The sequence below is a fragment of the uncultured Eubacterium sp. genome (assembly GCF_934561735.1).
Lineage (GTDB): Bacteria > Bacillota > Clostridia > Oscillospirales > Acutalibacteraceae > Eubacterium_R.
Window position 1 is genome coordinate 216,672 of the sequence record NZ_CAKTGT010000001.1, and the last position, 25,988, is coordinate 242,659.

At 44.0% G+C, this 25,988-nt stretch carries 21 protein-coding genes and 1 tRNA gene; 16 read left to right on the forward strand and 6 right to left on the reverse strand.

The genetic code is table 11. The features are described 5' to 3' along the window. The first annotated feature begins 14 nt into the window (after positions 1-14). From jag to serS, 8 genes are all read left to right on the forward strand, one after another. Positions 15-959: an RNA-binding cell elongation regulator Jag/EloR gene (gene jag, locus Q0E08_RS00990; protein ID WP_294775181.1), complete on the forward strand. Its 945-nt coding sequence runs from the start codon at positions 15-17 to the stop codon at positions 957-959. Positions 960-1,047: 88 nt separating this feature from the next. Continuing rightward, positions 1,048-2,409, forward strand: coding sequence for a tRNA uridine-5-carboxymethylaminomethyl(34) synthesis GTPase MnmE (gene mnmE, locus Q0E08_RS00995; RefSeq protein ID WP_294775183.1), 1,362 nt, complete (start codon positions 1,048-1,050; stop codon positions 2,407-2,409). Positions 2,410-2,421: 12 nt separating this feature from the next. Beyond that, positions 2,422-4,293: a tRNA uridine-5-carboxymethylaminomethyl(34) synthesis enzyme MnmG gene (gene mnmG, locus Q0E08_RS01000; RefSeq protein ID WP_294775185.1), complete on the forward strand. Its 1,872-nt coding sequence runs from the start codon at positions 2,422-2,424 to the stop codon at positions 4,291-4,293. Next, positions 4,286-4,990, forward strand: a complete 705-nt coding sequence (gene rsmG / locus Q0E08_RS01005; protein ID WP_294775187.1) for a 16S rRNA (guanine(527)-N(7))-methyltransferase RsmG — start codon at positions 4,286-4,288, stop codon at positions 4,988-4,990. Before mnmG ends, rsmG begins: the two co-directional genes overlap by 8 nt. Before the next feature lie 100 nt (positions 4,991-5,090). Continuing rightward, on the forward strand, positions 5,091-5,882 hold the full coding sequence (locus Q0E08_RS01010; protein ID WP_294775189.1) for a ParB/RepB/Spo0J family partition protein: 792 nt from the start codon (positions 5,091-5,093) through the stop codon (positions 5,880-5,882). A 302-nt stretch (positions 5,883-6,184) separates the two neighbouring features. Continuing rightward, a complete protein-coding gene (locus tag Q0E08_RS01015; protein WP_294775192.1) occupies positions 6,185-6,946 on the forward strand; it encodes a ParA family protein in 762 nt (253 codons plus the stop codon). A 34-nt stretch (positions 6,947-6,980) separates the two neighbouring features. Beyond that, positions 6,981-7,826, forward strand: coding sequence for a ParB/RepB/Spo0J family partition protein (locus tag Q0E08_RS01020; RefSeq protein ID WP_294775194.1), 846 nt, complete (start codon positions 6,981-6,983; stop codon positions 7,824-7,826). 40 nt (positions 7,827-7,866) lie between these two features. Next, entirely contained in the window at positions 7,867-9,159 is a 1,293-nt protein-coding gene (serS, locus tag Q0E08_RS01025; protein WP_294775196.1) for a serine--tRNA ligase, read from the forward strand. A gap of 359 nt (positions 9,160-9,518) precedes the next feature. Here the strand turns inward: serS and Q0E08_RS01030 are convergent. The 3 genes from Q0E08_RS01030 to Q0E08_RS01040 form a co-directional block, all read right to left on the reverse strand. After that, positions 9,519-9,594 (reverse strand) — tRNA-Gly (locus Q0E08_RS01030). Between the two features lie 57 nt (positions 9,595-9,651). Next, entirely contained in the window at positions 9,652-10,191 is a 540-nt protein-coding gene (gene rbr, locus Q0E08_RS01035) for a rubrerythrin (RefSeq protein WP_294775199.1), read from the reverse strand. A gap of 67 nt (positions 10,192-10,258) precedes the next feature. Beyond that, on the reverse strand, positions 10,259-11,077 hold the full coding sequence (locus Q0E08_RS01040) for a Cof-type HAD-IIB family hydrolase (protein WP_294775201.1): 819 nt from the start codon (positions 11,075-11,077) through the stop codon (positions 10,259-10,261). A gap of 552 nt (positions 11,078-11,629) precedes the next feature. Between Q0E08_RS01040 and Q0E08_RS01045 the strand changes: the two genes are divergently transcribed. The 7 genes from Q0E08_RS01045 (at position 11,630) to Q0E08_RS01075 (ending at position 19,080) form a co-directional block, all read left to right on the forward strand. After that, positions 11,630-12,208: a xanthine phosphoribosyltransferase gene (locus Q0E08_RS01045; protein ID WP_294775202.1), complete on the forward strand. Its 579-nt coding sequence runs from the start codon at positions 11,630-11,632 to the stop codon at positions 12,206-12,208. Positions 12,209-12,346: 138 nt separating this feature from the next. Beyond that, positions 12,347-13,618, forward strand: coding sequence for a BMP family ABC transporter substrate-binding protein (locus Q0E08_RS01050; RefSeq protein WP_294775205.1), 1,272 nt, complete (start codon positions 12,347-12,349; stop codon positions 13,616-13,618). 120 nt (positions 13,619-13,738) lie between these two features. After that, positions 13,739-15,289, forward strand: a complete 1,551-nt coding sequence (locus Q0E08_RS01055) for an ABC transporter ATP-binding protein (protein ID WP_294775207.1) — start codon at positions 13,739-13,741, stop codon at positions 15,287-15,289. Beyond that, a complete protein-coding gene (locus Q0E08_RS01060; protein ID WP_294775209.1) occupies positions 15,276-16,388 on the forward strand; it encodes an ABC transporter permease in 1,113 nt (370 codons plus the stop codon). Before Q0E08_RS01055 ends, Q0E08_RS01060 begins: the two co-directional genes overlap by 14 nt. A 1-nt stretch (position 16,389) precedes the next feature. Next, positions 16,390-17,382: an ABC transporter permease gene (locus Q0E08_RS01065; protein WP_294775211.1), complete on the forward strand. Its 993-nt coding sequence runs from the start codon at positions 16,390-16,392 to the stop codon at positions 17,380-17,382. A gap of 63 nt (positions 17,383-17,445) precedes the next feature. Continuing rightward, positions 17,446-17,991, forward strand: coding sequence for a hypoxanthine phosphoribosyltransferase (hpt, locus tag Q0E08_RS01070; protein ID WP_294775213.1), 546 nt, complete (start codon positions 17,446-17,448; stop codon positions 17,989-17,991). Positions 17,992-18,165: 174 nt separating this feature from the next. After that, positions 18,166-19,080 (forward strand): CAP domain-containing protein, encoded by a 915-nt coding sequence (locus Q0E08_RS01075; protein WP_294775215.1) that lies wholly within the window; start codon positions 18,166-18,168, stop codon positions 19,078-19,080. 170 nt (positions 19,081-19,250) lie between these two features. Here the strand turns inward: Q0E08_RS01075 and Q0E08_RS01080 are convergent, their stop codons facing one another. The 3 genes from Q0E08_RS01080 to glmU all read right to left on the reverse strand — a co-directional run bounded on the left by Q0E08_RS01080 (position 19,251) and on the right by glmU (position 22,958). Further along, complete coding sequence (locus Q0E08_RS01080; protein WP_294775218.1) at positions 19,251-20,621, reverse strand: MATE family efflux transporter; 1,371 nt, start codon at positions 20,619-20,621, stop codon at positions 19,251-19,253. Positions 20,622-20,624: 3 nt separating this feature from the next. Beyond that, entirely contained in the window at positions 20,625-21,503 is an 879-nt protein-coding gene (locus Q0E08_RS01085; RefSeq protein ID WP_294775222.1) for a VanW family protein, read from the reverse strand. A 66-nt stretch (positions 21,504-21,569) separates the two neighbouring features. Continuing rightward, positions 21,570-22,958 (reverse strand): bifunctional UDP-N-acetylglucosamine diphosphorylase/glucosamine-1-phosphate N-acetyltransferase GlmU, encoded by a 1,389-nt coding sequence (glmU, locus tag Q0E08_RS01090; RefSeq protein ID WP_294775226.1) that lies wholly within the window; start codon positions 22,956-22,958, stop codon positions 21,570-21,572. Between the two features lie 241 nt (positions 22,959-23,199). On the opposite strand from glmU, the gene ppdK reads away from it, so the two are divergent. After that, on the forward strand, positions 23,200-25,842 hold the full coding sequence (gene ppdK, locus Q0E08_RS01095) for a pyruvate, phosphate dikinase (protein WP_294775228.1): 2,643 nt from the start codon (positions 23,200-23,202) through the stop codon (positions 25,840-25,842). The last annotated feature ends 146 nt before the right edge of the window (positions 25,843-25,988 follow it).

The following is a 25,988-nucleotide window of genomic DNA, read 5'->3' on the forward strand; positions in this document are numbered from 1 at the left end:
GAGATTTACAATATATGATTATTGAAAGAATCGGTTCCGGCAAGACTTTAGAGGACGCAGTATCTGCCGCAAAAGCAATGCTTAATGCTCCGGCAGGTGCCGAAATCAAAACCGAGGTGCTCCAAACAGGAAGCAAAGGTTTTTTAGGCTTCGGCAAAAAGGACTTTGAAGTTAAGGTATCTTTTGATGACGGCAAACGCCCTGAAAAGGCAAAGAAGCCGACACCTGAAAAGAAGCCTGCTCAAAAGCCGGCACAAAAAAAGCAAGCCGCTCCGAAAAAGCCTCAGGCTCCTAAAAAGCAGGATGCTCCGGCAAAAACTGCTCAGGCACAGGAGGCAAAGAGCGAGCAACCTAAAAAGGATTATCCAAAGAGTGTTGACCTTGAATATGCAAAGAGCTACTTTTTGACAATCCTTGAGGGGTTAAAAATCGTTGACCCAAAAATTGAAGCGTCTTATGCAGAAGGCGTTGTAACCATCGACCTCGATTGCGAAGATTACGGCATTGTAATCGGTCACAGAGGCGAAACTCTCGACAGCATTCAGTATCTTCTTTCTCTTGTTATCAAGAAGAGCACTATGGAATATGTCAGAGTGGTAATCAATGTAGGCAACTACAGAGAAAAGAGAGCTATGACTCTCTCAAATCTTGCAAAGAAAAACGCTCAAAGAGTTCTTCGCACAGGCAGAAGATACACATTTGAGCCGATGAATCCTTACGAGAGAAGAATTATCCACACAGCTGTGCAGGAAATTGAAGGTGTTGAATCACGCTCAATAGGATATAATCAGGACAGAAGAGTTGTTCTTGAGCCGACAGGCGGTGTGAGCAGAAGCACAGGCGGCAACTATCGCAGAGGCGGCAGAAGCCAGGCTGTTACAAAGGCTCCGGCAAATCACACACCAAAGGCTGACAGAGCAGATTTGCCAAAGTTCGGCAAGATTGAAGTGAATAAATAAGCAGGTGAAAGGTGCAGTATACTAACCATATTTTATGGGTTTTGGTATTTTGCACCTTTTTTGCATAAAAATGTAAAGGAGAAAGAGTATGTCAACTATTGCGGCAATAGCAACCGGCAACGCGGCAGGCGGAATCGGTGTAATCAGAATAAGCGGTGACGAGGCAACAGCGGTTGCGGACAGAGTGTTTAAGCCTATGGACGGCAGTGCTCTTTCGGACCTGGGCGGATACAGAGCAAAGTTTGGCAATGTTATAATCGGTGGTCAGCCGAGCGACAATGCCGTTGCCCTTGTGTTTAAGTCGCCTAAATCGTACACCGGCGAGGATGTTGTGGAAATCAGCGTTCACGGCGGACTTCTTATAGTTCAAAAAACCTTGGAAGCCGTGCTTGACGCAGGTGCAAAGCCTGCCGAGGCGGGCGAATTTACAAAGAGGGCGTTCCTCAACGGCAAAATGGATTTGACCCAGGCGGAATCGGTGGCAAGCCTTATTTCCGCACAGGGCGAAGCCGGAATGAAAGCCTCTTTCAATGCCTTGCAGGGTTCTTTGAGCGATAAGATTAATTCTGTTTTGCAAAAACTGCTTGATATGTCGGCGCTTATGTCGGCTTGGGTGGATTATCCCGACGAGGAAATCCCCGAACTTGAAGAAACCGAACTGCTTACAACTCTCAAAGAATGTGAGGGCGAGCTTGACGAGCTTCTTCAAAATTATGATAACGGTCAAACCGTGATTGACGGAGTTGATACGGCGATTGTAGGCATGCCGAATGTCGGCAAAAGCAGTTTGATGAATATGCTTGTAGGCAGGGACAAGAGCATTGTTACCCAAATCGAGGGCACAACCCGTGATATTGTTGAGGAGAGCGTTCGCCTCGGCGACCTTGTTCTTCATCTGCGTGACACGGCAGGTCTGCGTGAAAGTGACGATGTGGTGGAAAGCATAGGAATTGACAAGGCGTACAAGGCACTTGACGATGCACAGCTTGTGCTTGCGGTTTTTGACAACAACAAGCCGCTTCAAAAGCAGGACAGAGAAATTCTTGAAAAGGCGAAAAACAAGCCTGCCGTTGCGGTCATCAACAAGGTTGACCTTGAACAGAAGCTTGAAACAGACGAGATAGAAAACGCATTTACAAAGGTGGTTTACATCTGTGCAAAGGAAAACAAGGGGCTGAAAGAGTTGTCCTCGGCGGTTGAGGAACTTTTGGGTGTCCAGGATTTTGACGCCGGTGCTCCGATTTTGGCTAATCTTCGCCAAAGGCAGAATTGCCAAAATGCAAAAGAAAGCATAGCCGAAGCAATCGGCGGAGTTGAGATGGGCGTGACCTTTGACGCCGTTAATGTTATGGTTGACAGTGCGGTTGAGGAGCTTCTCTCGTTAACAGGCAAAAAGGCAACAACAGAAGTAGTTAATAATATTTTCAGCAAGTTTTGTGTCGGAAAGTAATTGTGGTGAAATATGGAATATTTTGGCGGAAAATATGATGTAATAGTTATCGGTGCGGGTCACGCAGGAATAGAAGCGGCACTTGCATCGGCACGGCTCGGCGTAAAAACCGCCGTGTTTACAATAAATTTGGACTGGGTCGGCAATATGCCGTGCAATCCGTCTATCGGCGGAACGAGCAAGGGCCACCTTGTCAGAGAAATTGACGCTCTCGGCGGTGAAATGGGCAAGGCGGCGGACAAGTATTCGCTCCAAAGCAGAATGCTCAACCTCGGCAAAGGTCCTGCGGTTCACTCGCTGCGTGCTCAGATTGACAGGCGTGAATACTCGGCAGGTATGAAGCATACGCTTGAACTCACCGACAATCTCGACATTCGTCAGGGTGAAATCATCGACCTTTACAAAGACGGTGACGAGTGGGTGGTTAAGACAAGGCTTGAGGCGTTGTTCCGTGCAAAAGCCGTTATCCTTGCAACGGGTACATTTTTGGGCGGCAGAGTTTACATCGGTGATGTAACATACGAGAGCGGACCTGACGGAATGTTCCCTGCCAACGAACTCAGCAAAGCACTTTACAAACTCAACATTCCGCTTCGCAGATTTAAGACGGGCACACCGAGCCGTGTTAACAGACGAAGCATTGATTTTGACGGACTCGATGTTCAAGAGGGTGACGAGCGTACCGTTCCGTTTTCGTTTGAAACCAAGGAACAACCTAAAAACAAGGTTGTTTGCCATATCACTTATTCAAACGAGCAGACCAAGCAAATTATTCTTGACAATCTTGACCGTTCGCCGATGTACAGCGGCAAGATTGAGGGCAAAGGACCTCGTTATTGCCCGAGCTTTGAGGATAAAATCGTAAGATTTGCCGACAAGGAAAGACATCAGCTTTTCATTGAACCTTGCGGTGAAAACACCGAAGAAATGTACTTGCAAGGGCTTAGTTCTTCCCTTCCCGAAGATGTTCAGCTTGCGTTTATTCATACAATCAAAGGGCTTGAGCACGCTCAGGTTATGAGGGCGGCTTACGCTATTGAATACGATTGCGTTGATCCGACCGCACTTAAAGCGACCCTTGAATTTCTTGATATTCCTGGGCTTTACGGTGCAGGCCAGTTCAACGGCTCAAGCGGTTACGAGGAGGCTGCGGCACAGGGACTTGTTGCCGGAATTAACGCCGCACTCAAAATTAAGGGCGAAGAACCGCTTATTCTTGACCGTGGCGGTTCGTATATAGGCACGCTTATTGACGACCTTGTTACAAAGGGTTGCTCCGACCCGTACAGAATGATGACGAGCCGAAGCGAATACCGTCTTGTGCTCCGCCAGGACAATGCGGATATTCGACTTACTCCGACAGGCCACAAAATCGGACTTATCAGCGACGAGCGTTTTGCAAAGTTTTGCAAGAAACAGGAGCTTATTAAGGAAGAATTCAATCGTGTAAAGAATTTGTCCGTGCCGATGACCGATGAGGTTCAGCAAATTTTGACCTCCAAGGGCACAGCTCCGCTCAAAACAGGTTGCAAGATGATTGAACTTTTGCGTCGTCCGCAGATTACATATGACGATTTGGCACCTATTGATACAAATCGTCCCGACCTTCCGTTTGAAGTTTTTGAGCAGGTGGAAATCAGCATAAAATATGAGGGCTACATCAAAAAGCAAGAGGCTCAGATTAAGGAAATGCGTAGGATTGAGGCAAAGCAAATCCCTGCCGATATTGATTATTCCTCGCTTAAAGGTTTGCGACTTGAAGCTGTTGAGAAGTTGTCAAAAATCCGTCCGCAAAATCTCGGACAGGCAAGCCGTATCAGTGGTGTTAATCCTGCCGACATAACGGCGTTGAATATTATTTTGGAGAGTATGCACAATGATTGACAAAAATCGACTTTGCTCCCTTGCAAAAGAAAACGGAATAATTCTTGACGACACGGCACTTGACCGCTTTGACAAGTATGCCGAACTTTTGGTGGAGTGGAACGGCAAGATGAACCTGACCGCCATTACCGAACCCGAGGAAATTGAGGTTAAGCATTTTTTGGATTGCCTTATGCTTCCTAAGTATTTTAACCTTGATTATATCCAAACGGTTATTGATGTGGGTGCCGGTGCAGGCTTCCCGAGTGTGCCGTTACTCATCTATAAACCTGATTTGTGTCTAACAATGATGGACGCAATTAACAAAAGATTAACATTCTTGGATACAGCCGTTCACGCTCTCGGACTTGAAGCACAGCTCATTCACGAGCGTGCAGAAGTCGCAGGACAAGACAAAAATTACCGCGAAATGTTTGATTTGGCTACCGCAAGAGCCGTTGCACCGATGAATGTGCTTGCCGAATACTGCTTGCCGTTTGTTAAGGTCGGCGGATATTTTGTTGCACTCAAAGGAAGCAATGACGACACGGAAGAAGCGAAAAATGCCATTGCGACTCTCGGTGGTGAAGTTGTTGACAATATTTCATATAAACTTAACAGCACGGAACCACGCTCAATAGTTGTGATTAAAAAAATATCGCAAACTCCGACACAGTTCCCCCGCAAGTCCAAAAAAATATCAACAAAACCTTTGTAAAATCAGAATTTATGGCGAAATATGAGGATTTCTCTCGATGAGAAATCCTTTTCTTTTTGCGTTGTTTATGTTAATATAAGTATATCGAAAGGACAGGCTTATGAACAACATATCATATATAGCAACCGAAAAGCTGTTGCCAAATCCCAACCAACCGAGGCATCAGTTTCAATCGGAAGAAATGCTTGCACTCGCCAATTCAATAAAAGAAAACGGAATACTTCAACCGCTCCTTATTCGCAGAATGAACAATTCGGATTATTGCGAAATTATAGCAGGCGAACGCCGACTTCGTGCCGCAATTTTGGCAGGGATAGACACCGTGCCGTGCATAGAGATGGACATAGACCGAGAGCAATCGGCTGTGTATTCCATACTCGAAAATGTACAGCGTGAGGATTTGTCGTTTTTTGAGGAAGCGGCGGCAATCGGACAGCTTATGACTGTGTTCGGAATGACCCAGCAAGACATATCAAAGGCACTCGGCAAGAGCCAATCTGCTCTTTCAAACAAGGTTCGACTTCTTAAATTGCCCGTTGATGTGCGATATTTTATAGAAAAAGAGCACCTAACCGAGCGACATGCAAGGGCACTCCTTAATATAGAAAACGAAAAAGACATATGGACAGTGCTCAATGTCATCAAAGAAAGGCACCTAAATGTTGCCCAAACAGAAAGCTATATTGCAACATTCTATGCAAAGCCAAAGCCTAAAAAACGAACAACTCATCCTATATATAAGGATTTCAGAATATTTGTTAACACGGTTAACAAGGCAATAAAAACTATGCAGGACTCAGGCATAGATGCCGTGTCGGACAAAACAGAAACTGACGACTATATTGAGTATCGAATTAAGATACCGAAGGCGGTCGGTCAAAAATCGGCTTAAAATGGGTAAAACCATTTTAAACATATTCTCCTCTTTTCATCACAGCGGAACGGACAGGTTATGCCTGTCCGTTTTGCGTTGTTTCACATGAAACATATATATTCGTAGGGGAGGATACTATCCTCCCGATAGGCGAACACAGTTCGCCCCTACGGTTAATCGGAAAATGTTATATAATGTTTCATATGAAACATTCAAATCCACATATTGATGTTCCACGTGGAACATACACCATATATTCACCTTGATATATAATAAGTATAGTAGTATAATAATAATCAGAAAACGAATGAGGTGAATTTATGAGCAAAACTGTTGCAATATTCAATCAAAAAGGCGGTGTAGGCAAAACAACCACCTGTGTTAATATGGCTGCCGCACTCGGTCAAAAGGGCTACAAAACTCTGCTTATAGATATTGACCCGCAAGGCAATTCCACATCCGGCGTAGGCATAGACAAAAGTCAGGTTGAGCACAGCACTTATGATGTGCTTGTGGGCGAGCAAACCGCCCGTTCCGTTATGGTTCAAACCGAATTCAAAAACCTGTATCTTCTCCCTGCCAATATGAACCTTGCAGGTGCAGAAGTTGAAATTGCCGAACTTGAAAACCGCAACAGCGTGCTGAAGCGTTCAATCGCAACCCTTATTATGGAGTTTGATTATGTAATTATTGACTGCCCGCCGTCACTCGGCTTGCTTTCAATCAACGCTCTTGTTGCCGCAGATACGCTCATTGTTCCGCTTCAATGCGAATACTATGCACTTGAGGGGCTCAGTCAACTCATTTCAACGGTTCGCACAATCAAACAACATTACAACGAACACCTCGAACTTGAGGGCGTACTCTTTACAATGTATGACGGCAGATTGAGGCTCAACCAAATGGTTATTGATGAAGTGTCGCAATACTTCCCGGGCAAGCCGTACAAAACGGCTATTCCTCGCTCCGTCAAGATTGCGGAAGCACCAAGCTTCGGCAAGCCCGTAATCTATTACGAAAAATATTCAAAGCCGTCATTTGCATACAAAAAGTTTGTAGATGAGTTTTTGAGTAAGCAATAATCATAATTCAGCGTAAACAATTTAGGAGGAAAATATGGCAAAAATGTCGGGACTCGGTAAGGGTTTGGGTGCGTTGATGCTTGAAAACAACACCGATTCAATGGTGAATACAAGCACGCTCAACATAAACGAAATCATCCCTAACAAAGAACAGCCGAGAAAAACTTTTGACGAAACCGCACTTGAAGAACTTGCGGATTCCATTCGTCAGCACGGCGTGCTTCAACCGCTTTTGGTTCGACCGCTTACAAGCGGAGGCTATCAGCTTGTTGCAGGTGAACGCCGTTGGAGAGCGAGCCGTTTGGCAGAACTCAAGGAAGTTCCGGTAATCATCAAGGAACTTTCCGACACCGAGGCTATGGAAATAGCCATTATCGAAAACTTACAGCGTGAGGACCTCAACCCGATTGAAGAGGCGGAGGGGCTTCAGGCACTTATTGACAAATGCGGCTATACGCAGGAACAGGTGGCAACTTCTGTCGGCAAGTCAAGACCGGCAATCACCAACGCTTTGCGACTTCTCAAATTGCCTGAAGAAGTCAGAGAAATGGCAAAGGACGGCACAATCTCGGCAGGTCACGCAAGGGCACTTCTTGCGTTTGACAATCAGCCGATGATGATTGAATGTGCAAATCAAATAGTTTCAAAAAAACTTACGGTGCGTGATGTTGAAAAAATGGCAAAGCGTCCTGCCGCAAAATCAAAAGAGCAAAAAACCGCAAAAAGGCGTGACAGTTTTTATGACGAGGTTGAACTTTCGCTCACCGAGGCACTCGGCACAAAGGTCAGAGTGTACAACGGCAGAAACAAGGGCACGCTCGAAATTGAATTTTACACCCTTGATGACCTAAAAAATATTGCAAATGCCATTGCAAAGTAATATAATATATACTTATAAATAACAAACAGGAGAAAAAATAATGTTAGATATTAAATTTGTCAGAGAAAATCCCGATGTGGTTAAGGAAAATATCAAGAAGAAATTTCAGGAGCACAAGCTTCATCTTGTAGACGAGGTTATTGAGCTTGACGAGGAACGCCGTCAGGTTATCGCAAAGGCGGACGAACTCCGTGCCAACAGAAACAAGGTTTCAAAGGAAATCGGTGCTCTTATGGCTCAGGGTAAAAAAGAAGAGGGTATGGCTCTCAAAGAAAAGGTTACCGCTCAGGCAAAGGAACTTGACGAACTTGCCGGCAAGGAAACCGAGCTTACGGAAGAAGTAACAAAGAGAATGATGATGATTCCGAACATCATTGATGAGTCTGTTCCGATTGGTAAGGACGACAGCGAAAATGTTGAAGTTCAGCGTTACGGCGAGCCTGTTGTTCCTGATTTTGAAATCCCTTATCACACCGATATTATGGAAACATTCGACGGTATCGATATGGAAGCTGCCGGCAGAGTTGCAGGCAACGGCTTCTACTATCTTATGGGCGATATCGCACGACTTCATTCCGCAGTTATCAGCTATGCCCGTGATTTTATGATTGACCGTGGTTTCACATATGTTGTGCCGCCGTTTATGATTCGCTCAAATGTTGTAACAGGTGTTATGAGCTTTGAGGAAATGGACGCTATGATGTACAAAATCGAGGGCGAGGACTTGTATCTTATCGGTACTTCCGAGCACTCAATGATCGGTAAGTTTATCGACACCATCACACCTGAAGAAAAACTTCCGCTCACCCTCACTTCGTATTCGCCTTGCTTCCGTAAGGAAAAGGGTGCTCACGGCATTGAGGAGCGTGGTGTATACAGAATTCATCAGTTTGAGAAGCAGGAAATGGTTGTTGTTTGCAAGCCTGAAGAATCAAAGATGTGGTTTGACAAGCTTTGGCAGAACACCGTTGATTTGTTCCGCTCACTCGATATTCCTGTAAGAACACTTGAATGTTGCTCGGGCGACCTTGCAGACCTCAAGGTTAAGTCGGTCGATGTTGAAGCGTGGTCACCAAGACAGAAGAAGTATTTTGAAGTCGGCTCATGCTCAAATCTTACAGACGCACAGGCAAGACGCCTCAAGATTCGTGTTAAAGGCGAAAAAGGCAATTACCTTGCTCACACTCTTAACAACACGGTTGTTGCTCCGCCGAGAATGCTCATTGCGTTCCTTGAAAACAACCTCAACGCAGACGGCACGGTTTCAATTCCTGAAGCACTCCGTATGTATATGGGCGGCAAGGACAAAATCGTTCCTAAAAAGGACTGTTGATAAAGCATCTGAAACACGCCAATAAATAAACTAACCGCTTAATGCCTCCTCTGTGTAAAGGGAGGTGGCAACACGAAGTGTTGACGGAGGGATTGTAAAAGTGCCGCAAACATCGAATTTGCGGCACTTTTGGCGTTTTTCGTTTTTTGCTCGGGGGCGGTACAATCGTACAGCTCCCACTCGCAAGAAAACGAAATTCAGAAACTTTCTCAACAGCCTATAGCGTGTCGAAAATACTTTATTGACAGTCTGTAGGGGATAGGCTTGCCTATCCCTTTGTTTATATAAAAAACGGGTCAAGCAAGCTTGACCCCTACGAGTAAAATAAAAAACTCCACTTAAAAGTGGAGTCTTATTTTTGGAGCGGATTACGAGACTCGAACTCGCTACCTTCACCTTGGCAAGGTGACGCTCTACCGGATGAGCTAAATCCGCAATTGCAAGACTTATTATAACCAAGATAGTTACATTTGTCAAGCATTAATTTTATTTTTACGAATTTTTATATTCTTTAAAATAGGCTTTCGGCACTTTGCAGAGCGGACAAACCTCGGGTGCGGACTTGCCTACAACGATATGACCGCAGTTCATACAAATCCAAATCGCCTCGCCATCTTTGGTAAATACCTTTTGATTTTTCACATCTGTCAAAAGCTGACGGAACTTGCTTTCGTGTTGCGACTCCACCTTTGCCACAAGGTCAAAAAGCCTTGCGATTTCCGTAAAACCCTCTTCTGCCGCCGTTTTTGAAAATTCGGGATACATATTCACCCATTCAAAATTTTCGCCGTCTACCGCTTCGGTCAAATTTGTTTGTGTGTCGGGCATTTCATCGCTGTGGAGATACTTGTACCACAGTCTTGCGTGGGCAAGTTCGTTTTTTGCAGTCTGCTCAAAAATGTTTGCAATCTCGTTGTAGCCGTCATTTCTTGCCTTTGTCGCAAACAGCGTATATTTTGTGTTCGCCTGTGTTTCGCCGTTGAAAGCGGCAATCAAATTTGCTTCGGTCTTTGTTCCCTTGATACTGTGCATAAAAAAATCCTTTCCGTTTTTTATTAGTTTTAGAAAAAACGAAAAGGATATTCAAAATGTTTAAAATTTACACTTCCATAATCTGCTCAACAGCGTAGGCGATGCCGTCCTCGGTGTTTGCTTTTGTCACAAATCTTGCGTGGCGTTTGCATTCGTCTGTTGCGTTGCCCATTGCAACTCCGTATTTGCAAAATTCAAGCATTTCAATGTCGTTGCCTGCGTCACCGAACGCCATACATTCCGCATTTGTGATGCCGAGCACCTTGCACATTCCCTCAATCGCTGTGCCTTTGTTAACATTTGCCATTGTAAATTCCATACTTATCGGAAGCGAGGACGCAAGATACAGTTCCTTAAAACCGCTTAAATAATTCCAAGCTTTGTCGTAATCTGTTCTGTCGTCAAAATATGCGGTGAATTTTTCGATCCTGTTGCCCTCAAGCACGGCTCTCAAATTCTCAACGCCGCTCATTTTTCCGAGCAATTCGTCAACAAACTCCTGCGGCAATGTGCCCTTTGGATAAAACTTTGCCTTGTCGAGCTGATAGTAGCTTACGCCGTCAACATAAACTTCAAAAAAAGTCGGCATGGTGTTGAGTGTGTCGTAAATCGGTGCAACAAGTTCCCACGGCATAAATTTGGAATATATGATTTTTTGGTTGCGTCGGTCAAGAACGCCCGCTCCGTTTGAGTAAATCACATAGTCGATTTCGGGAACTTGCTGACAGATGTCGCCGATAATCGCAACGGTTCTGCCCGTGGCAATGGAAATTTTTGCTCCGGCGTCGTGGGCACGCTTCAAGGCGTCCCTTGTTTTTTGTGTAACGGTCATATGGTCGGCAGAAGTGAGCGTGCCGTCCAAATCAAGTGCAATTAATTTTACCATAATTATATGTTTATCTCCGTGTTGCGTGAATGTCCTTTTCGACATTCTCAGACTGTCGATAAAGCTCCTGAACTACGCCAATAAAATAAACTAACCGCTTAATGCCTCCTTTGTGTAAAGGGAGGTGGGTGCGATTTATCGCACTCGGAGGGATTGTAAAAGTGCCGCAAACATCGAGTTTGCACCACTTTTGGCGTTTTTCGTTTTTTGCTCAGTCGAGGTACCATCGTACATCTTCCTTCGCAAGAAAACGAAATTCAGAACCTTTCTCAACAGCCTACAGCGTGTCGAAAATACTTTTTCGACACGCTGTGAATGTCGCTCTCGGCATTCCGTTTTGTTTTATAATTTGTTTCTGATTATATAATACACCATATATCAAACCTAATTCAAGTTGACAAATTGCACGAAGCGGAGGCGGATATTTGCCTGTTCTTTGTGACGGATAGATAAAATAGTTAAAAAAGTGTATCAAAGTAAAAAAACTGTTGAATTTTGTTCCTTTATAATATAAAATATATGTGTATTTTAGAGGATAGGTGGATATAACTTATGGATTTGTTAAAGAAGAAAATTCTTGAAGAGGGTCAGGTTTATGCCGGTAATATCCTAAAAGTAGACTGTTTTCTCAACCACCAGATAGATTGCGGCTTCTTGGCAGAAGTGGGCAAAGAATTTCACAGATTATATAAAGATGAGGGCGTCAACAAAATTCTCACTATCGAAGCATCGGGTATTGCAATCGGTGCTATGGTAGCGCAGGAATTCGGATGCCCTTTAGTATTTGCAAAAAAGAACAAAACCAAAAATATTGCCGGCGATGTTTACACCGCACCGGTTGAGTCGTTTACTCACGGCACAACCTACAATATTATGGTCAGCAAAAAGTTCCTTAACCCGGGTGACAAAGTGCTTATAGTTGATGACTTTCTTGCCATCGGCAATGCACTCAAAGGTCTTATCAGCCTTGTAGAAGAGAGCGGCGCAGAGCTTGTCGGCTGCGGCACGGTTATTGAAAAAGGCTATCAGCACGGCGGTGACAAGCTTCGTGCAGAGGGTATTCGTGTTGAATCGCTTGCAATTATTGAATCTATGGACGCTGACAAGGGCGAAATCGTATTTAGAGATTAAACCTTATAAGGCTCCACTTGATCCAAGGGGAGCTGGCAAACCGTAGGTTTGACTGAGGGGTTTAACAATTTTTTCATTTGGTTATATGGCAACTGTGCCTGTAATATAAATCATTTTTATTCAACGGAGGAAAACGAAATGAAACTCACTAAAAAAGTTTTGGCTGTTCTCCTTGCCGCTTTGATGGTAGTTGTAGCTGCATTTGCAGGCTGCTCTGCTTCAAAGAGCAATGACGACAGCAAAGAACCATCATCAACAGACGCAAAGACAGTTAAGTTCGGTTTGATTACTCTTCATGATGAAAACTCAACTTACGACAAGAACTTCATCACAGCTGCAAAGGAAGCTGCCGAAGCTTGCGGAGTAGAGCTTGTTCAAAAGAACAACATCGAAGAAGGACAGGCTGCATATGAAGCAGCTGCTGAACTTGTTGACGAAGGCTGCAACCTTATCCTTGCAGACAGCTTCGGTCACGAGGACTACATTATTCAGGCTGCTAAGGAATTCACAGATGTACAGTTCCTTCACGCAACAGGTACAAAGGCTCACACAGAGAACCTTCCAAATTACCACAACGCTTTTTCTGCTATCTATGAGGGCAGATACCTTGCAGGTGTTGCAGCAGGTGAAAAGCTCAACCAAATGATCGCAGACAAAAAGATTACTGCTGACCAGGCTAAGATGGGTTATGTAGGTGCATATACTTACGCTGAAGTTATCTCAGGTTACACTTCATTCTATCTTGGTGCAAAGAGCGTTTGCCCATCTGTAACAATGAAGGTTACATTCACAGGTTCATGGTATGACGAAACAGCCGAGAAGGAAGCTGCTCAAAAGCTTATCAACGACGGTTGCGTAGTTATTTCACAGCACGCTGACTCAATGGGTGCTCCTACAGCTTGTGAAAAAGCAGGCGTTCCAAACGTTTCATACAACGGTTCAACAGAATCAGCTTGCCCTAACACATTCATCGTATCTTCAAGAATCAACTGGGCTCCTTACTATGAGCACTGCATCAAGGCAGTTCAAGAGGGTAAGGAAATCGAAGCTGACTGGGTTGGCACACTTTCCGACAATTCAGTATGCCTTACAGACTTCGGTGCAAAGGCAACAGCCGACGGCACAGCAGAAGCAGTTGAAAAGGCAAAGAAGGGTCTTGAAGACGGCACAATCCATGTATTTGATACTTCAACATTCACTGTTACAGTAACAAAGGATAAGAACCAAAACGCAAAGGTAGACGCTGACGGTCACCTCACAAGCTATATGGCTGATGTTGACACAGACGCAAAATACACTCCTGATACAGAAGCTGTTAAAGACGGTTACTTCCACGAATCTGAATACCGTGCAGCTCCATACTTCGATATTCAAATCGACGGTATCGAATTGCTTGATGTTGCTTTCTAAGTAACGCTTTAATAAACTGCACTCCGTGGCGAGGGATTACCCTCGTCACGGTATAGTTGTTTTATACAGAAGTATAAAAATGACAAAATTTATTCTTTTATGATGATTTAAGAGGTCGCAATGGAAAACAAATTAGCTTTGGAATTAAAGGGCGTCACCAAAAAATTCGGCAAGGTTGTGGCAAATCACGATGTGTCGTTGCAGGTGCACCACGGAGAAATTTTGGCTATCCTCGGCGAAAACGGCTCGGGCAAAACCACACTTATGAATATGGTGTCCGGCATTTACTTTCCCGATGAAGGTCAGATTTTTGTTGACGGAGAAGAGGTTATCATCAAATCTCCTAAAGACGCATTTAAGTATAAAATAGGTATGATTCATCAGCATTTCAAACTTGTTGATGTTTTTACCGCTACCGAAAATATAGTTCTCGGTGTAGAGGACGGCAAAAAATATAATATCAAAGAGGCTAAAAAGCGTGTTAAGGCTATCACGGACAAGTACGGCTTTAACATTGATTTAGACAAAAAAATCTACAATATGTCTGTGTCCGAAAAGCAGACTGTTGAAATCATCAAGGTACTTTACAGAGGTGCGGATATTCTTATTCTTGACGAGCCGACCGCTGTACTTACCCCACAGGAAACGGAAAAATTATTTGATGTTCTTCGCAATATGCGTAAGGACGGTAAATCAATTATCATAATCACTCACAAGCTTCATGAGGTTTTGGAAATCTCGGACAGAGTTGCAATTCTCCGCAAGGGCGAGCATGTAGACACCGTGCTTACCAAGGATGCAACCGAACAGTCGCTTACGGAAGCTATGATGGGTGAAAAAATAGACCTTAATATCATAAGAGAAGAACCAAAGAATGTAAAAGAGCGACTTGATGTTGAGCACCTCACCGTTATTAAGCGTGACGGCACAAAGGCACTTGACGATGTAAACTTTAAGGCTTACGGCGGCGAAATCCTCGGCATTGCCGGTATCAGCGGCTGCGGTCAAAAAGAACTTCTTGAATCAATCGCAGGACTTCAGCAAACAACAAAGAAGTCGAGCATTTTGTACAAGCCTGACGATTTAGGTCCGCAACAGCTTGTAGGCAAATCACCGAGGGAAATCAGAAAACTCGGCATTGCTCTTTCGTTTGTTCCGGAGGACAGACTCGGTATGGGACTTGTCGGCAATATGGACATTGTTGACAATATGATGCTCCGTTCGTACAAGGGCGGCAAAACCGCATTCCTCAGCAGAAAAGAGCCAAAGCATTTGGCAGATGACATTATCGAAAAACTCGAGGTTGTCACTCCGAGTGCTTCAACTCCCGTAAGACGGCTTTCGGGCGGTAATGTTCAAAAGGTTCTTGTCGGCAGAGAAATCGCACTCGGACCAAAGGTGCTTATGGTTGCTTATCCCGTAAGAGGTCTTGACATCAACTCATCATACACAATTTACGGACTTTTGTCGGAACAAAAAGAAAAGGGCACAGCCGTTATTTTTGTTGGTGAGGATTTGGATGTTCTCATTGAGTTGTGCGACAGAATTATGGTAATTAATTCCGGCGTCATTACCGGAGTGGTAGACGGCAAAACCGCTACTAAGGAAGAAATCGGTCTTTTGATGACCAAAAGCGTTGAAAGGGAGGTAAACACAGATGGCAAAGAATAACAATTCCGTGCGTGAACCTCTTTTTCATGTAGTTAAAAGGGACGGAGTTTCAAAGGCAAAATCCTGGGCAATCAGAATTATTGCAATACTCCTTGCACTCGTTTTTTCGGGCATTATCACAATGCTCCTCACGGGCGAAAACCCAATCAGCGTGTATGCCACAATGTTTGAGGGTGCTTTCGGTTCAAGCCGAAAGGTGTGGAAACTTCTCCAAAACCTTGCAATGCTCCTCTGCGTTTCGCTTGCACTTACTCCTGCTTTTAAGATGCGATTTTGGAACATCGGTGGCGAAGGTCAGGTGCTTATCGGCGGTCTTGCAACAACAGCTTGTATGGTGCTCCTCGGCAACAAAGTGCCAAATGCACTTCTCATCATTATTATGATTGTTGCTTCAGTTGTTGCAGGTGCTCTTTGGGCACTTATTCCGGCTGTGTTCAAGGCAAGCTTTAATACAAACGAAACCTTGTTCACACTTATGATGAACTATGTTGCGATTCAACTTGTTTCGTATTTCTGTATGCTTTGGGAAAATCCAAAGGGTGCAGGCAAAATCGGTATCATCAACCGTGAAACAGAGGCAGGCTGGCTGCCTGTAATCGGGGATAAAACCTATCTCCTCAACATCTTGATTGTACTTGCAATCACCGTTGCAATGTATATCTATCTCAAATATTCAAAGCACGGCTACGAAATTTCGGTAGTCGGCGAATCGGAAAACACCGCAAGATATATCGGTATCAATGTTAAAAAGGTTATTTTGAGAACTATGGCACTCTCGGGTGCTGTGTGCGGTATCGCAGGACTTCTCCTTGTAGGCGGCACGGACCACACAATCTCAACCACAACTGCCGACGGCAGAGGCTTCACCGCAATTATGGTATCGTGGCTTGCAAAGTTCAATCCTATTTATATGATTTTGACCTCGCTTCTTTTGGTATTCCTCGAAGCAGGTGCAGACCAAATCTCAATGATTTTCGGTCTTAATCAGAGCTTTTCGGAAATCATCACCGGTATAATTTTGTTCTTTATTATCGGCAGTGAGTTCTTCATCAACTACAAATTGCAGTTCCGCACTTCATCAAAAAAGGAGGTAAAGTAATATGTTTGCAACTTTGATTACTTTTCTTCACAGAGCCATTATGCAGGGTATTCCGCTTTTGTTCGGCTCAACGGGTGAAATTATTACAGAAAAATCGGGCAACCTCAACCTTGGTATTCCGGGCATTATGTACATCGGCGGTATGAGCGGCGTTATCGGTGCGTTTTTCTACGAAAATTCACTCACCGATAAGGCAGACGCCAACGGCTTCCTTGCAATTTTTATTCCGCTTATTTCCTGTATTTTGGGTTCGCTCATCGCAGGTATGATTTATTCGTTCCTCACCGTAACCCTCAAGGCTAACCAAAATGTTACGGGTCTTGCACTCACAACTTTCGGTACGGGCTTCGGCAACTTCTTCGGCGGTTCGCTCATCAAACTTACCGGTGCGGATGTTCCGTCTGTTGCTCTTTCAACAACTTCCGCTTATTTCAGCAAAACTCTCCCTGTTGCGGAAACAACGGGATGGTTCGGCAAGCTGTTTTTGAGCTACGGATTTTTGGCTTATCTTGCAATCATCATTGCTCTTGTTTGTGCATATGTGCTCAACAAGACAAGAGTAGGCTTGCATCTTCGTGCAGTAGGCGAAAACCCGGCAACCGCAGATGCGGCAGGCATTAATGTTGAAAAAACAAAGTACATCGCAACGGGTATCGGCTCAATTATCGCAGGTCTTGGCGGTCTTTACTATGTTATGGACTATGCAAACGGCGTATGGTCAAACGACGGCTTCGGCGACAGAGGCTGGCTTGCAATCGCACTTGTTATCTTTGCTGTGTGGAAGCCGAATATGAGTATTCTCGGCTCAATCGTTTTCGGCGGACTTTACATTGTTTATCTATATGTTCCGAGTGCACTCCGCACACAGGAACTTTTCAAGATGATTCCTTATCTTGTTACAATCTTTGTTCTTATTCTTGTCAGCGTAAGAAAGAAGAAGGAGGACCAGGGTCCTGCAGCTTTGGGACTTTCGTACTTCCGTGAGGAAAGATAAAATTATCTTGTCGTAGGGGAGGATATTATCCTCCCGTAAAATAACTGATAAAAGGAGATTACTATGGCTAATCTTGACAATAATATAGAAAAGGTGCTTGTTACCAAGGAAGAACTTGAGGCAATCAACGCTCGCCTCGGAGCACAGATAACAAAGGATTTTGAGGGCAAAAACCTCCTTGTGGTAGGTATTCTTAAAGGCTCGATTTACTTTTTGGCAGACCTTACAAGATATATCGATTTGCCGCTTAAACTCGACTTCCTTGCCGTATCAAGTTACGGCGGCGGTACTCGTTCATCGGGTGCGGTAAAGATTATCAAGGATATTGATATTGACCTTGCAGGCTACGATGTTCTTCTTGTTGAGGATATTCTCGACTCGGGCAGAACCCTTGAATATGTAAGAAGACTCCTTTCGGCAAGAGGGGCAAACAGTATTTCAATCGTGACGCTTCTTGATAAGCCTGAACGCAGAGTTGTTGATATTCACCCGGATTATGTCGGCTGTGATGTGCCTGACGAATTCGTTGTCGGCTACGGTCTTGATTACGACCAGGAATACCGCAACATTCCGTACATCGGCTCACTCAAGCGTGAGATTTATGAATAAAATAGTTTAACCTATTATGCCTCCTCTTATTTATAAGGGGAGGTGGCAACACGAAGTGTTGACGGAGGGGTTTTAGAATGCCGTAAGTATTAAACTTACGGCATTTTACATTTTTTGTAATACAGTGGATTTTATATTAATAATATGTTATTATATAAAAAAGGAGGTTTTTATATGAAAAGATTTTTATCAGTTTTATTATCATTGGTTTTGGCAATCGGTATGTTCGGCGGAATTTCCGCAACGGCGTATGCCAAAGATGCAATAAATGTTAAGTACGAACAAACCGAAGCACGCAAGATGTTAAATCGTATTAATCAGTTCAGAACAGCAGGCTCGTGGTGCTGGGATGAATCAAACACAAAAAAGGTGAAATATCCGGCAGTAAAAGCACTTGTATACGATTATGATTTGGAAAGATCGGCTATGATTCGTGCGGCTGAAATCAGCAGATTGTACGAGCACACCCGTCCAAATGGCAAAGGACCGGAAACTGCACTTTCAGGCTACGGCACCTGCGGTGAAAACATTGCATATACAGAAGGCATTGCTTTGAGCGAAGAATTTATTTTCGGACTCTGGAAAGAGGATAACGAGGACTATAACGGTCAGGGCCACAGAAGAAATATGCTCAACGGCGATTTCGGTGCAATCGGCATTGCTTGCTGTTATGTTAACGGCAGATATTATTGGGTGCAGGAATTCCGTGATTATGTTGTTGATACAAGTAATACCCCGGCAAACAACAGCAACAGCGATGTTGTGGTTGACGGCACAGCAGTGCCAAGCCTTACAGGCATAAAAATTACTGCTCCCAATCCGCCGACAATCAAGGTTACTTCTCCAAAGAAAAAGGCTGTTAAAATCAGCTGGAATTCACAGGCGAACATCAAGAGCTATCAGCTTCAATATTCATACAACAAAAAGTTTAAGAACAAAAAGACGCATAATGTTGCCGAACGCTACGGCTCGTTTACAATCAACGGATTAAAATCCAAGAAAAAGGTTTATGTTCGTGTTCGTGTAAAAAACAAATCAACAGGCAAATTTACAAAATGGTCAAAGGTCAAAGCCGTAAAGATTAAGTAAAAAATTAAGAACAAGCCGTTCTTATCTATCGGTTTGGTGGGTGCTTTTGCAGAAGTGCATAGGTTGAAGCAAACCACACAAATCATTGTCAAAATTGTTTTGGTGTGGCTCAAAACTTTATCTACAGTTAAAAAAGTCCTTACGGTATTCAGCCGTAAGGACTTTTGTTTTTATTGCGTTTTGCCGACAGCACTTTGTTGTTTGGCAAGGCGTTTAAATTTTTTCTGTTTGTTAATATAAATAATTGCAAGCGGAATATCCGCCAAAAGCCAAGCGGCAGGAGCGGCATAGCAAACAGCCGAAAAGCCGATAATCTTTGTAAAAATAAAGGCAATGGCTATTCTGCCCACAAGCTCGCCGGCACCGGCAATCATATTTGCATATGTGTAGCCGAGCCCCTGCAATGAGTTACGCAGTACAAAAAGTATTGCAACAAGGCTGTAGCATTGTGCGGTTGCAAGTATGTATCTATTTGCGGCAAACATCATTTCGTTGTTCACTTCTGTTGAAAACAGGCTCACAAGCGGTTCGCCGATTGCGTACAGCGTTATGCTCATTACAACCGAAACCACGAGGTCAAGCACAAATATCTTGTGTATGCTTTTTATGATTCTGTCGTAATTTTTTGCACCGTAGTTTTGCCCAACAAAGGTTTGCGTAGCCACACCCAAACCGCTCATCGGAATGTTTGTAAGGTTTTCAACCTTGCCTGCGGCGGTAAATCCCGCAATAACATTTGCACCGAAACCGTTTACAGCACCTTGCAGGCACATAGAACCGATTGATGTAATTGTAAATTGAAGCGATACGGGTATGCCGAGTTTAATCTGTTCCCAGGCAACTTTGATGTTCGGCTTAAAATCGGATTTTGTAACCGATATGTTTTGATTAAATTTGAATATATACGCTCCCGTGAGTATCATTGCAAGTGCTTGCGATATAAGCGTTGCACCTGCCGCACCCTCAACTCCCCAAGCAAAATGCTTAACAAACAGCAAATCAAGGAAAAAATTGACTATTACGCTGACAATGTGAAAGTACAGCGGTTTTCTGCTTTCGCCGACCGCTCTTGATATTGCCGTAAAGTTGCTTGAAAGCATTTGAAACGGAACGCCGAAGTACAGCACATTGATGTATGATGCCGACATTTTGATTATTTCGTTCGGTGTGCCGATTGCACGAAGCAGAGGATAACTCAAAATTTCGCCGAAAATTATTGTGCAAATTCCCGCAATGAGCGAAACCTTAACGCTTGATGCGGTGTATAAATTCAGTTTTTTTCTGTCGTTTGCACCGAACGCCTGTGCTATCGGAATGGTAAAGCCGCTTGTAAGTCCGAGCGATGCACCAACAACAAACGAACTGATTGAACCTACATTGCCCACAGCCGCCAAAGCGTCGGTGGATACATATCTGCCTACAATGATGTTGTCAACAAGCGAGTAGTTGTATTGCAAAAGTGAGCTTAACATTATCGGCAGTGCAAACGGAATTATGCTTTTGAGCACATTGCCCGAGAGCATATTGCTTTTTTGTTTCATAGATTATGATTTCTTCTTTTTTGTGGTTTTGGTTGATTTGTCGGATTTTTTGGTTGTTTGTTTTTTCGCCGTGGTGGTTGGCTTCGGCTTGTTGTACTTGCTTACGGTGCGGTAGTTTTGCTTGCCGTCAACCGTTCTTGTCAGCACATACTGTCCGCCGTCCTTTTTGATGTTAATCTTTACATTGTCGGGTTTAACATCTTTTTTGCCGTAAAGCTTGCAAGTGAGTTTTCCGCCCTCACAGGTCATTTTTATTCTCACATCACAACCGAGTGTGTTTTTAAACTTAAAATCCTTGCTGTTCCATTGCACCGTGGCATCGCCGCCGAGCGGAACATATCCGATTTCAAGCGAATGGTTTGTTCTGTACACAATTTCAACATTTGCACGGAGCACGCACTCAAACAATGTGGAGCTTACTTGGCAAACACCGCCGCCGAGCCCGTCTACAAATTCGCCGCCGTTGATAACCTTTGCGGTTTCGTATCCTGCGGTTACGGTTCTCTTGCCGACTGTTTGGTTAAACGAAAATACGGCGTCGTCCGGGATTTTGATATTGTTCAGCTTGCTTACAGCGGCTTTTAAGTTTGCTGTTCTTGTTTCATCGCTTGAACGGTAGTAAGAGGTGTATGTACCAAGCTCATACGGATAGTCGCCATCGCTGTCTTTTGAAAGCCCCGGATAGACCTTCATCGTGTCGCTTTCTTTAAATGTTGTTTCCAAATCTTCCGTTGTGGTAGGTTTGGTGGTTGTTGTCGTTGTTGTTTCGCTTGTGGATTCTTCTTCATCTTTTACATTCGCCGTGCAACCCGTTACGGCGCAGATTATTATTGTGAAAACAAGCAAAACGGCTAATAATCTTTTACTTCTTTTCTCTTTCATCACAAATTTTGCCTTTGGTTTTGTTTTAGTCGGGCGGTTAATATCCGCCTCTACGGATTTTAAATATTATTTTTGGTTTTTGTACGGTTTCTTTTCGGCAACCCAGCCCTCTTTGTTCACCTGTTTTGCCCTTGCGATAGAAAGTGCTTCGTCAGGGATGTTGTCGGTGATTGTTGAGCCTGCCGCAATGTATGCCATTTCGCCCACCTTAACAGGAGCGATAAGGTTTGTGTTGCAGCCGATGAATGCACCGTTACCTATTTCGCATCTTGATTTAACCTTGCCGTCATAGTTGCAGGTTACCGTGCCGCAGCCGAAGTTTACATTGCTTCCCACATCGCTGTCGCCGATGTAGGTGAGGTGAGCACTCTTTGTGCCCTCGCCGACAACAGAGTTTTTAACTTCAACAAAGTTGCCGATGTGCACGCCCTTTTTGAGTACGCTGTTTGCTCTTACCTTAACAAACGGACCGCAGTCAACGCCGTCCTCAACGGTAGAATCGGTAACTTTGCAGTTGTCAAGAACAACATCGCTTCCGATATTTGAATTGTCAATCCAAGTGTTCGGACCGATAACGCAGTTGTCGCCGATTACGGTGTTGCCGATGATGATTGTGTTTGGCAAAATTCTCGTTGACGCACCGATTTTTACATCTTTGCCTATCATAACACCGTCTGTGCAAGGAATGTCAACACCGTTTGTCATATGATTGTCGTTGATGTTTCTTCTCATAATGTTGTTGAGAATGTTGAGCTGTTTTCTGTCGTTTGCACCCAAAACGGTTTCGTTGTTTTCGCAGATGTATGCACCTGCATTTTCGCCTTTTTTGATGAGAATTTCAAGGCTGTCTGTAAGATAGTATTCGTTTTGTGCGTTTTCGTTTGTAATATTGTCAAGTGCATAGAGGAGTTCACTGCCCTTAAACCAATATGTTCCCGCGTTGGATTCGTTGATTTTTTTCTGCTCCTCATTTGCGTCCTTGTGCTCAATGATACGCTCCAGCACACCGTTTTCGTCACGCTTGATGTGGCCTATACCGTTTGTGTCCTCAACAATTGCAGAAATGAGGGTGATTGCGTTGCCGTTTTCTTTGTGATATTCGTATGCCTTGTTCATTGTTTCGGCATCCATAAGCGGGCCGTCACCGTTGAGGATTAAAATATCATCGTCTTTGTGGGCAGAGATAAATTCTCTTGCCTGCATAACAGCGTGTCCCGTGCCGAGTTGCGGTTCCTGAAGTGCTGTTTTGATATTGCTGTCGTAATTTGCAAGCCAGCCTTCTACAATGTCGTGTCTGTATCCTGTGATAACGCAGACATCTTCGGCACCCGCTTTCTTTACGGCGTCAACAACATATTTAATCATAGGTTCAAATATAACCTCGCACATAACCTTTGGCGAGTCTGTTTTCATTCTTGTTCCCTTACCGCCGGCAAGAATAATCGCACATTTCATTTTGCAAACCTCTTTCTTATTTCTCTCTTTTTCGGAGTATAATATCAATTTTGATATATTATGCACCAAAACCGATAAATTTTCAACTGTTTTATAATTAATTTATAATAAATCCGTAAATAATGAAAAAAATGTTTGAATTTGACCCTATTGTATGTTATACTTTTATCGGATTATTCTGCGTTGTCGTATTTTCCGCAGAATAAACAACAATGTATTTAATTTTTAGGAGGTACTTCAAATGTCAAACAAATGGGTATACATGTTTGAAGAAGGCGACATGACCATGCGTAACTTGCTTGGCGGTAAGGGTGCAAACCTCGCAGAAATGACCAAAATCGGTCTTCCTGTACCACAGGGTTTCACAGTTACTACAGAAGCTTGTACACAATATTACGAAGATGGTCGTAAAATTAATGACGAAATCATGACTCAGGTTATGGAAGGCGTTAAGAAGATGGAAGAAATCAACGACAAAAAGTTCGGTGATAAGCAAAATCCTCTTCTCGTTTCTGTTCGTTCGGGTGCAAGAGCATCAATGCCGGGTATGATGGATACAATCCTCAACCTCGGTCTTAATGACGAAGTAGTTGAAACAATGATCGCAGGTAACGATGACCCTGCTTTCGAGCGTTTTGTATATGACTCATACAGAAGATTCATCCAGATGTTCTCTGATGTAGTTATGGAAGTAGGTAAGAAGTATTTTGAGCAACTTATCGACAAGATGAAGGAAGAAAAGGGCGTTCAGTACGACGTAGAACTTACAGCAGCAGACCTCAAGGAACTTGCTACACAGTTCAAGGCTGAGTACAAGAAGCAACTCGGTTCAGACTTCCCTTCAGACCCTGTTGAACAGCTCAAGCTCGCTATCGAAGCTGTATTCCGTTCATGGGACAACCCTCGTGCAAATGTTTATCGTAGAGATAACGATATTCCTTATTCATGGGGTACTGCAGTTAACGTAATGCCTATGGTATTCGGTAACCTTAACAATCAATCAGGTACAGGTGTTGCCTTCACTCGTGACCCTGCAACCGGTGAAAATAAGTTGATGGGTGAATTCCTTATCAACGCACAGGGCGAGGACGTAGTTGCCGGTGTTCGTACACCTATGCCAATCGCTCAGATGGAACAGGAATTCCCTGAAGCATACGCTGAGTTCATCAAGGTTTGCGAAACTCTTGAAAATCACTACCACGATATGCAGGATATGGAATTCACAGTAGAAAACAAGAAGCTCTATATGCTTCAGTGCCGTAACGGTAAGAGAACAGCTCCTGCCGCTCTTAAGATTGCTTGCGACCTCGTTGATGAAGGCCACAAGACTCCTGCAGAAGCAGTTGCTATGATCGACCCTCGTAACCTCGACACACTCCTTCACCCACAGTTTGACGCTGCTGCTCTTAAGGCTGCTACTCCGATGGGTAAGGGTCTCGGTGCTTCTCCCGGTGCTGCTTGCGGTAAGGTTGTATTCACAGCCGAAGACGCAGAAGTTTGGAACGAAAGAGGCGAAAAGGTTATTCTTGTTCGTCTTGAAACTTCACCTGAAGACATCACAGGTATGAAGGCTGCTCAGGGTATCCTCACAGTTCGTGGCGGTATGACATCTCACGCTGCCGTAGTTGCTCGTGGTATGGGTACTTGCTGCGTATCAGGTTGCGGCGACATCAATATGGATGAAGAAAACAAGAAGTTCACTCTCGCAGGTAAGGAATTCCACGAAGGTGATTACATTTCTATCGACGGTTCAACAGGTAATATCTATGACGGTATTATCGAAACAACCGATGCTCAAATCGCAGGCGAATTCGGCAGAATTATGGCTTGGGCTGACGAGTTCAGAAAGCTTAAGGTTCGTACAAACGCTGATACTCCTGCCGATGCTAAGAAGGCAAGAGAACTCGGTGCAGAAGGTATCGGTCTTTGCCGTACAGAGCATATGTTCTTTGAAGAAGACAGAATTGCTGCTTTCAGAGAAATGATTTGCTCAGACACAGTAGAAGAAAGAGAAGCTGCTCTTGAAAAGATTCTTCCTTATCAGCAAGGCGACTTCGAGGCTCTTTATGAAGCACTTGAAGGTTGTCCTGTAACAATCAGATTCTTGGACCCACCTCTTCACGAGTTCGTTCCTACAGAAGAAGCTGACATCGAAAAGCTTGCAAAGGCTCAGGGCAAGTCTGTAGAAGACATCAAGGCTATCATCGCATCTCTTCACGAGTTCAACCCAATGATGGGTCACCGTGGCCTCCGTCTTGCAGTTACATATCCTGAAATTGCAAAGATGCAAACAAAGGCTGTTATCCGTGCAGCTATCAATGTTCAAAAGGCTCATCCTGATTGGACAGTAGCTCCTGAAATTATGATTCCTCTTGCTTGTGACGCTAAGGAACTCAAGTATGTTAAGGATATCGTTGTTGCAACTGCAGATGCAGAAATCGCAGCAGCAGGCGTAGAAATGAAGTACGAAGTTGGTACTATGATCGAAATTCCTCGTGCAGCTCTTACAGCAGCTGACATCGCTAAGGAAGCTGAGTTCTTCTGCTTCGGTACAAACGACCTTACTCAGATGACATTCGGCTTCAGCCGTGATGACGCAGGTAAGTTCCTCAACGCTTACTATGACAAGAAGATTTTCGAAAGCGACCCATTCGCAAGACTCGACACAACAGGTGTTGGTCAGCTTATGGAAATGGCAGTTAAAAACGGTAAGGCAACCCGCCCATCACTCCACTGCGGTATCTGCGGTGAGCACGGCGGCGACCCAACATCAGTTGAATTCTGCCACAAGATCGGTCTTGATTATGTTTCATGCTCACCATTCCGTGTGCCTATCGCTCGCCTTGCAGCAGCTCAGGCAGCAATCGCAGAGATGAACGACTAATCCCGACTCTCAATCACATAAATAAAAAGGACAGGTTCGCCTGTCCTTTTTTTGTTTGTACTCTACCGGAGTATAGAAAATTTTTGAAATGGTGGTATAATGTAAAAAACATGTTAATTTGTTTTAATTAAGAATATGTTTCCTAA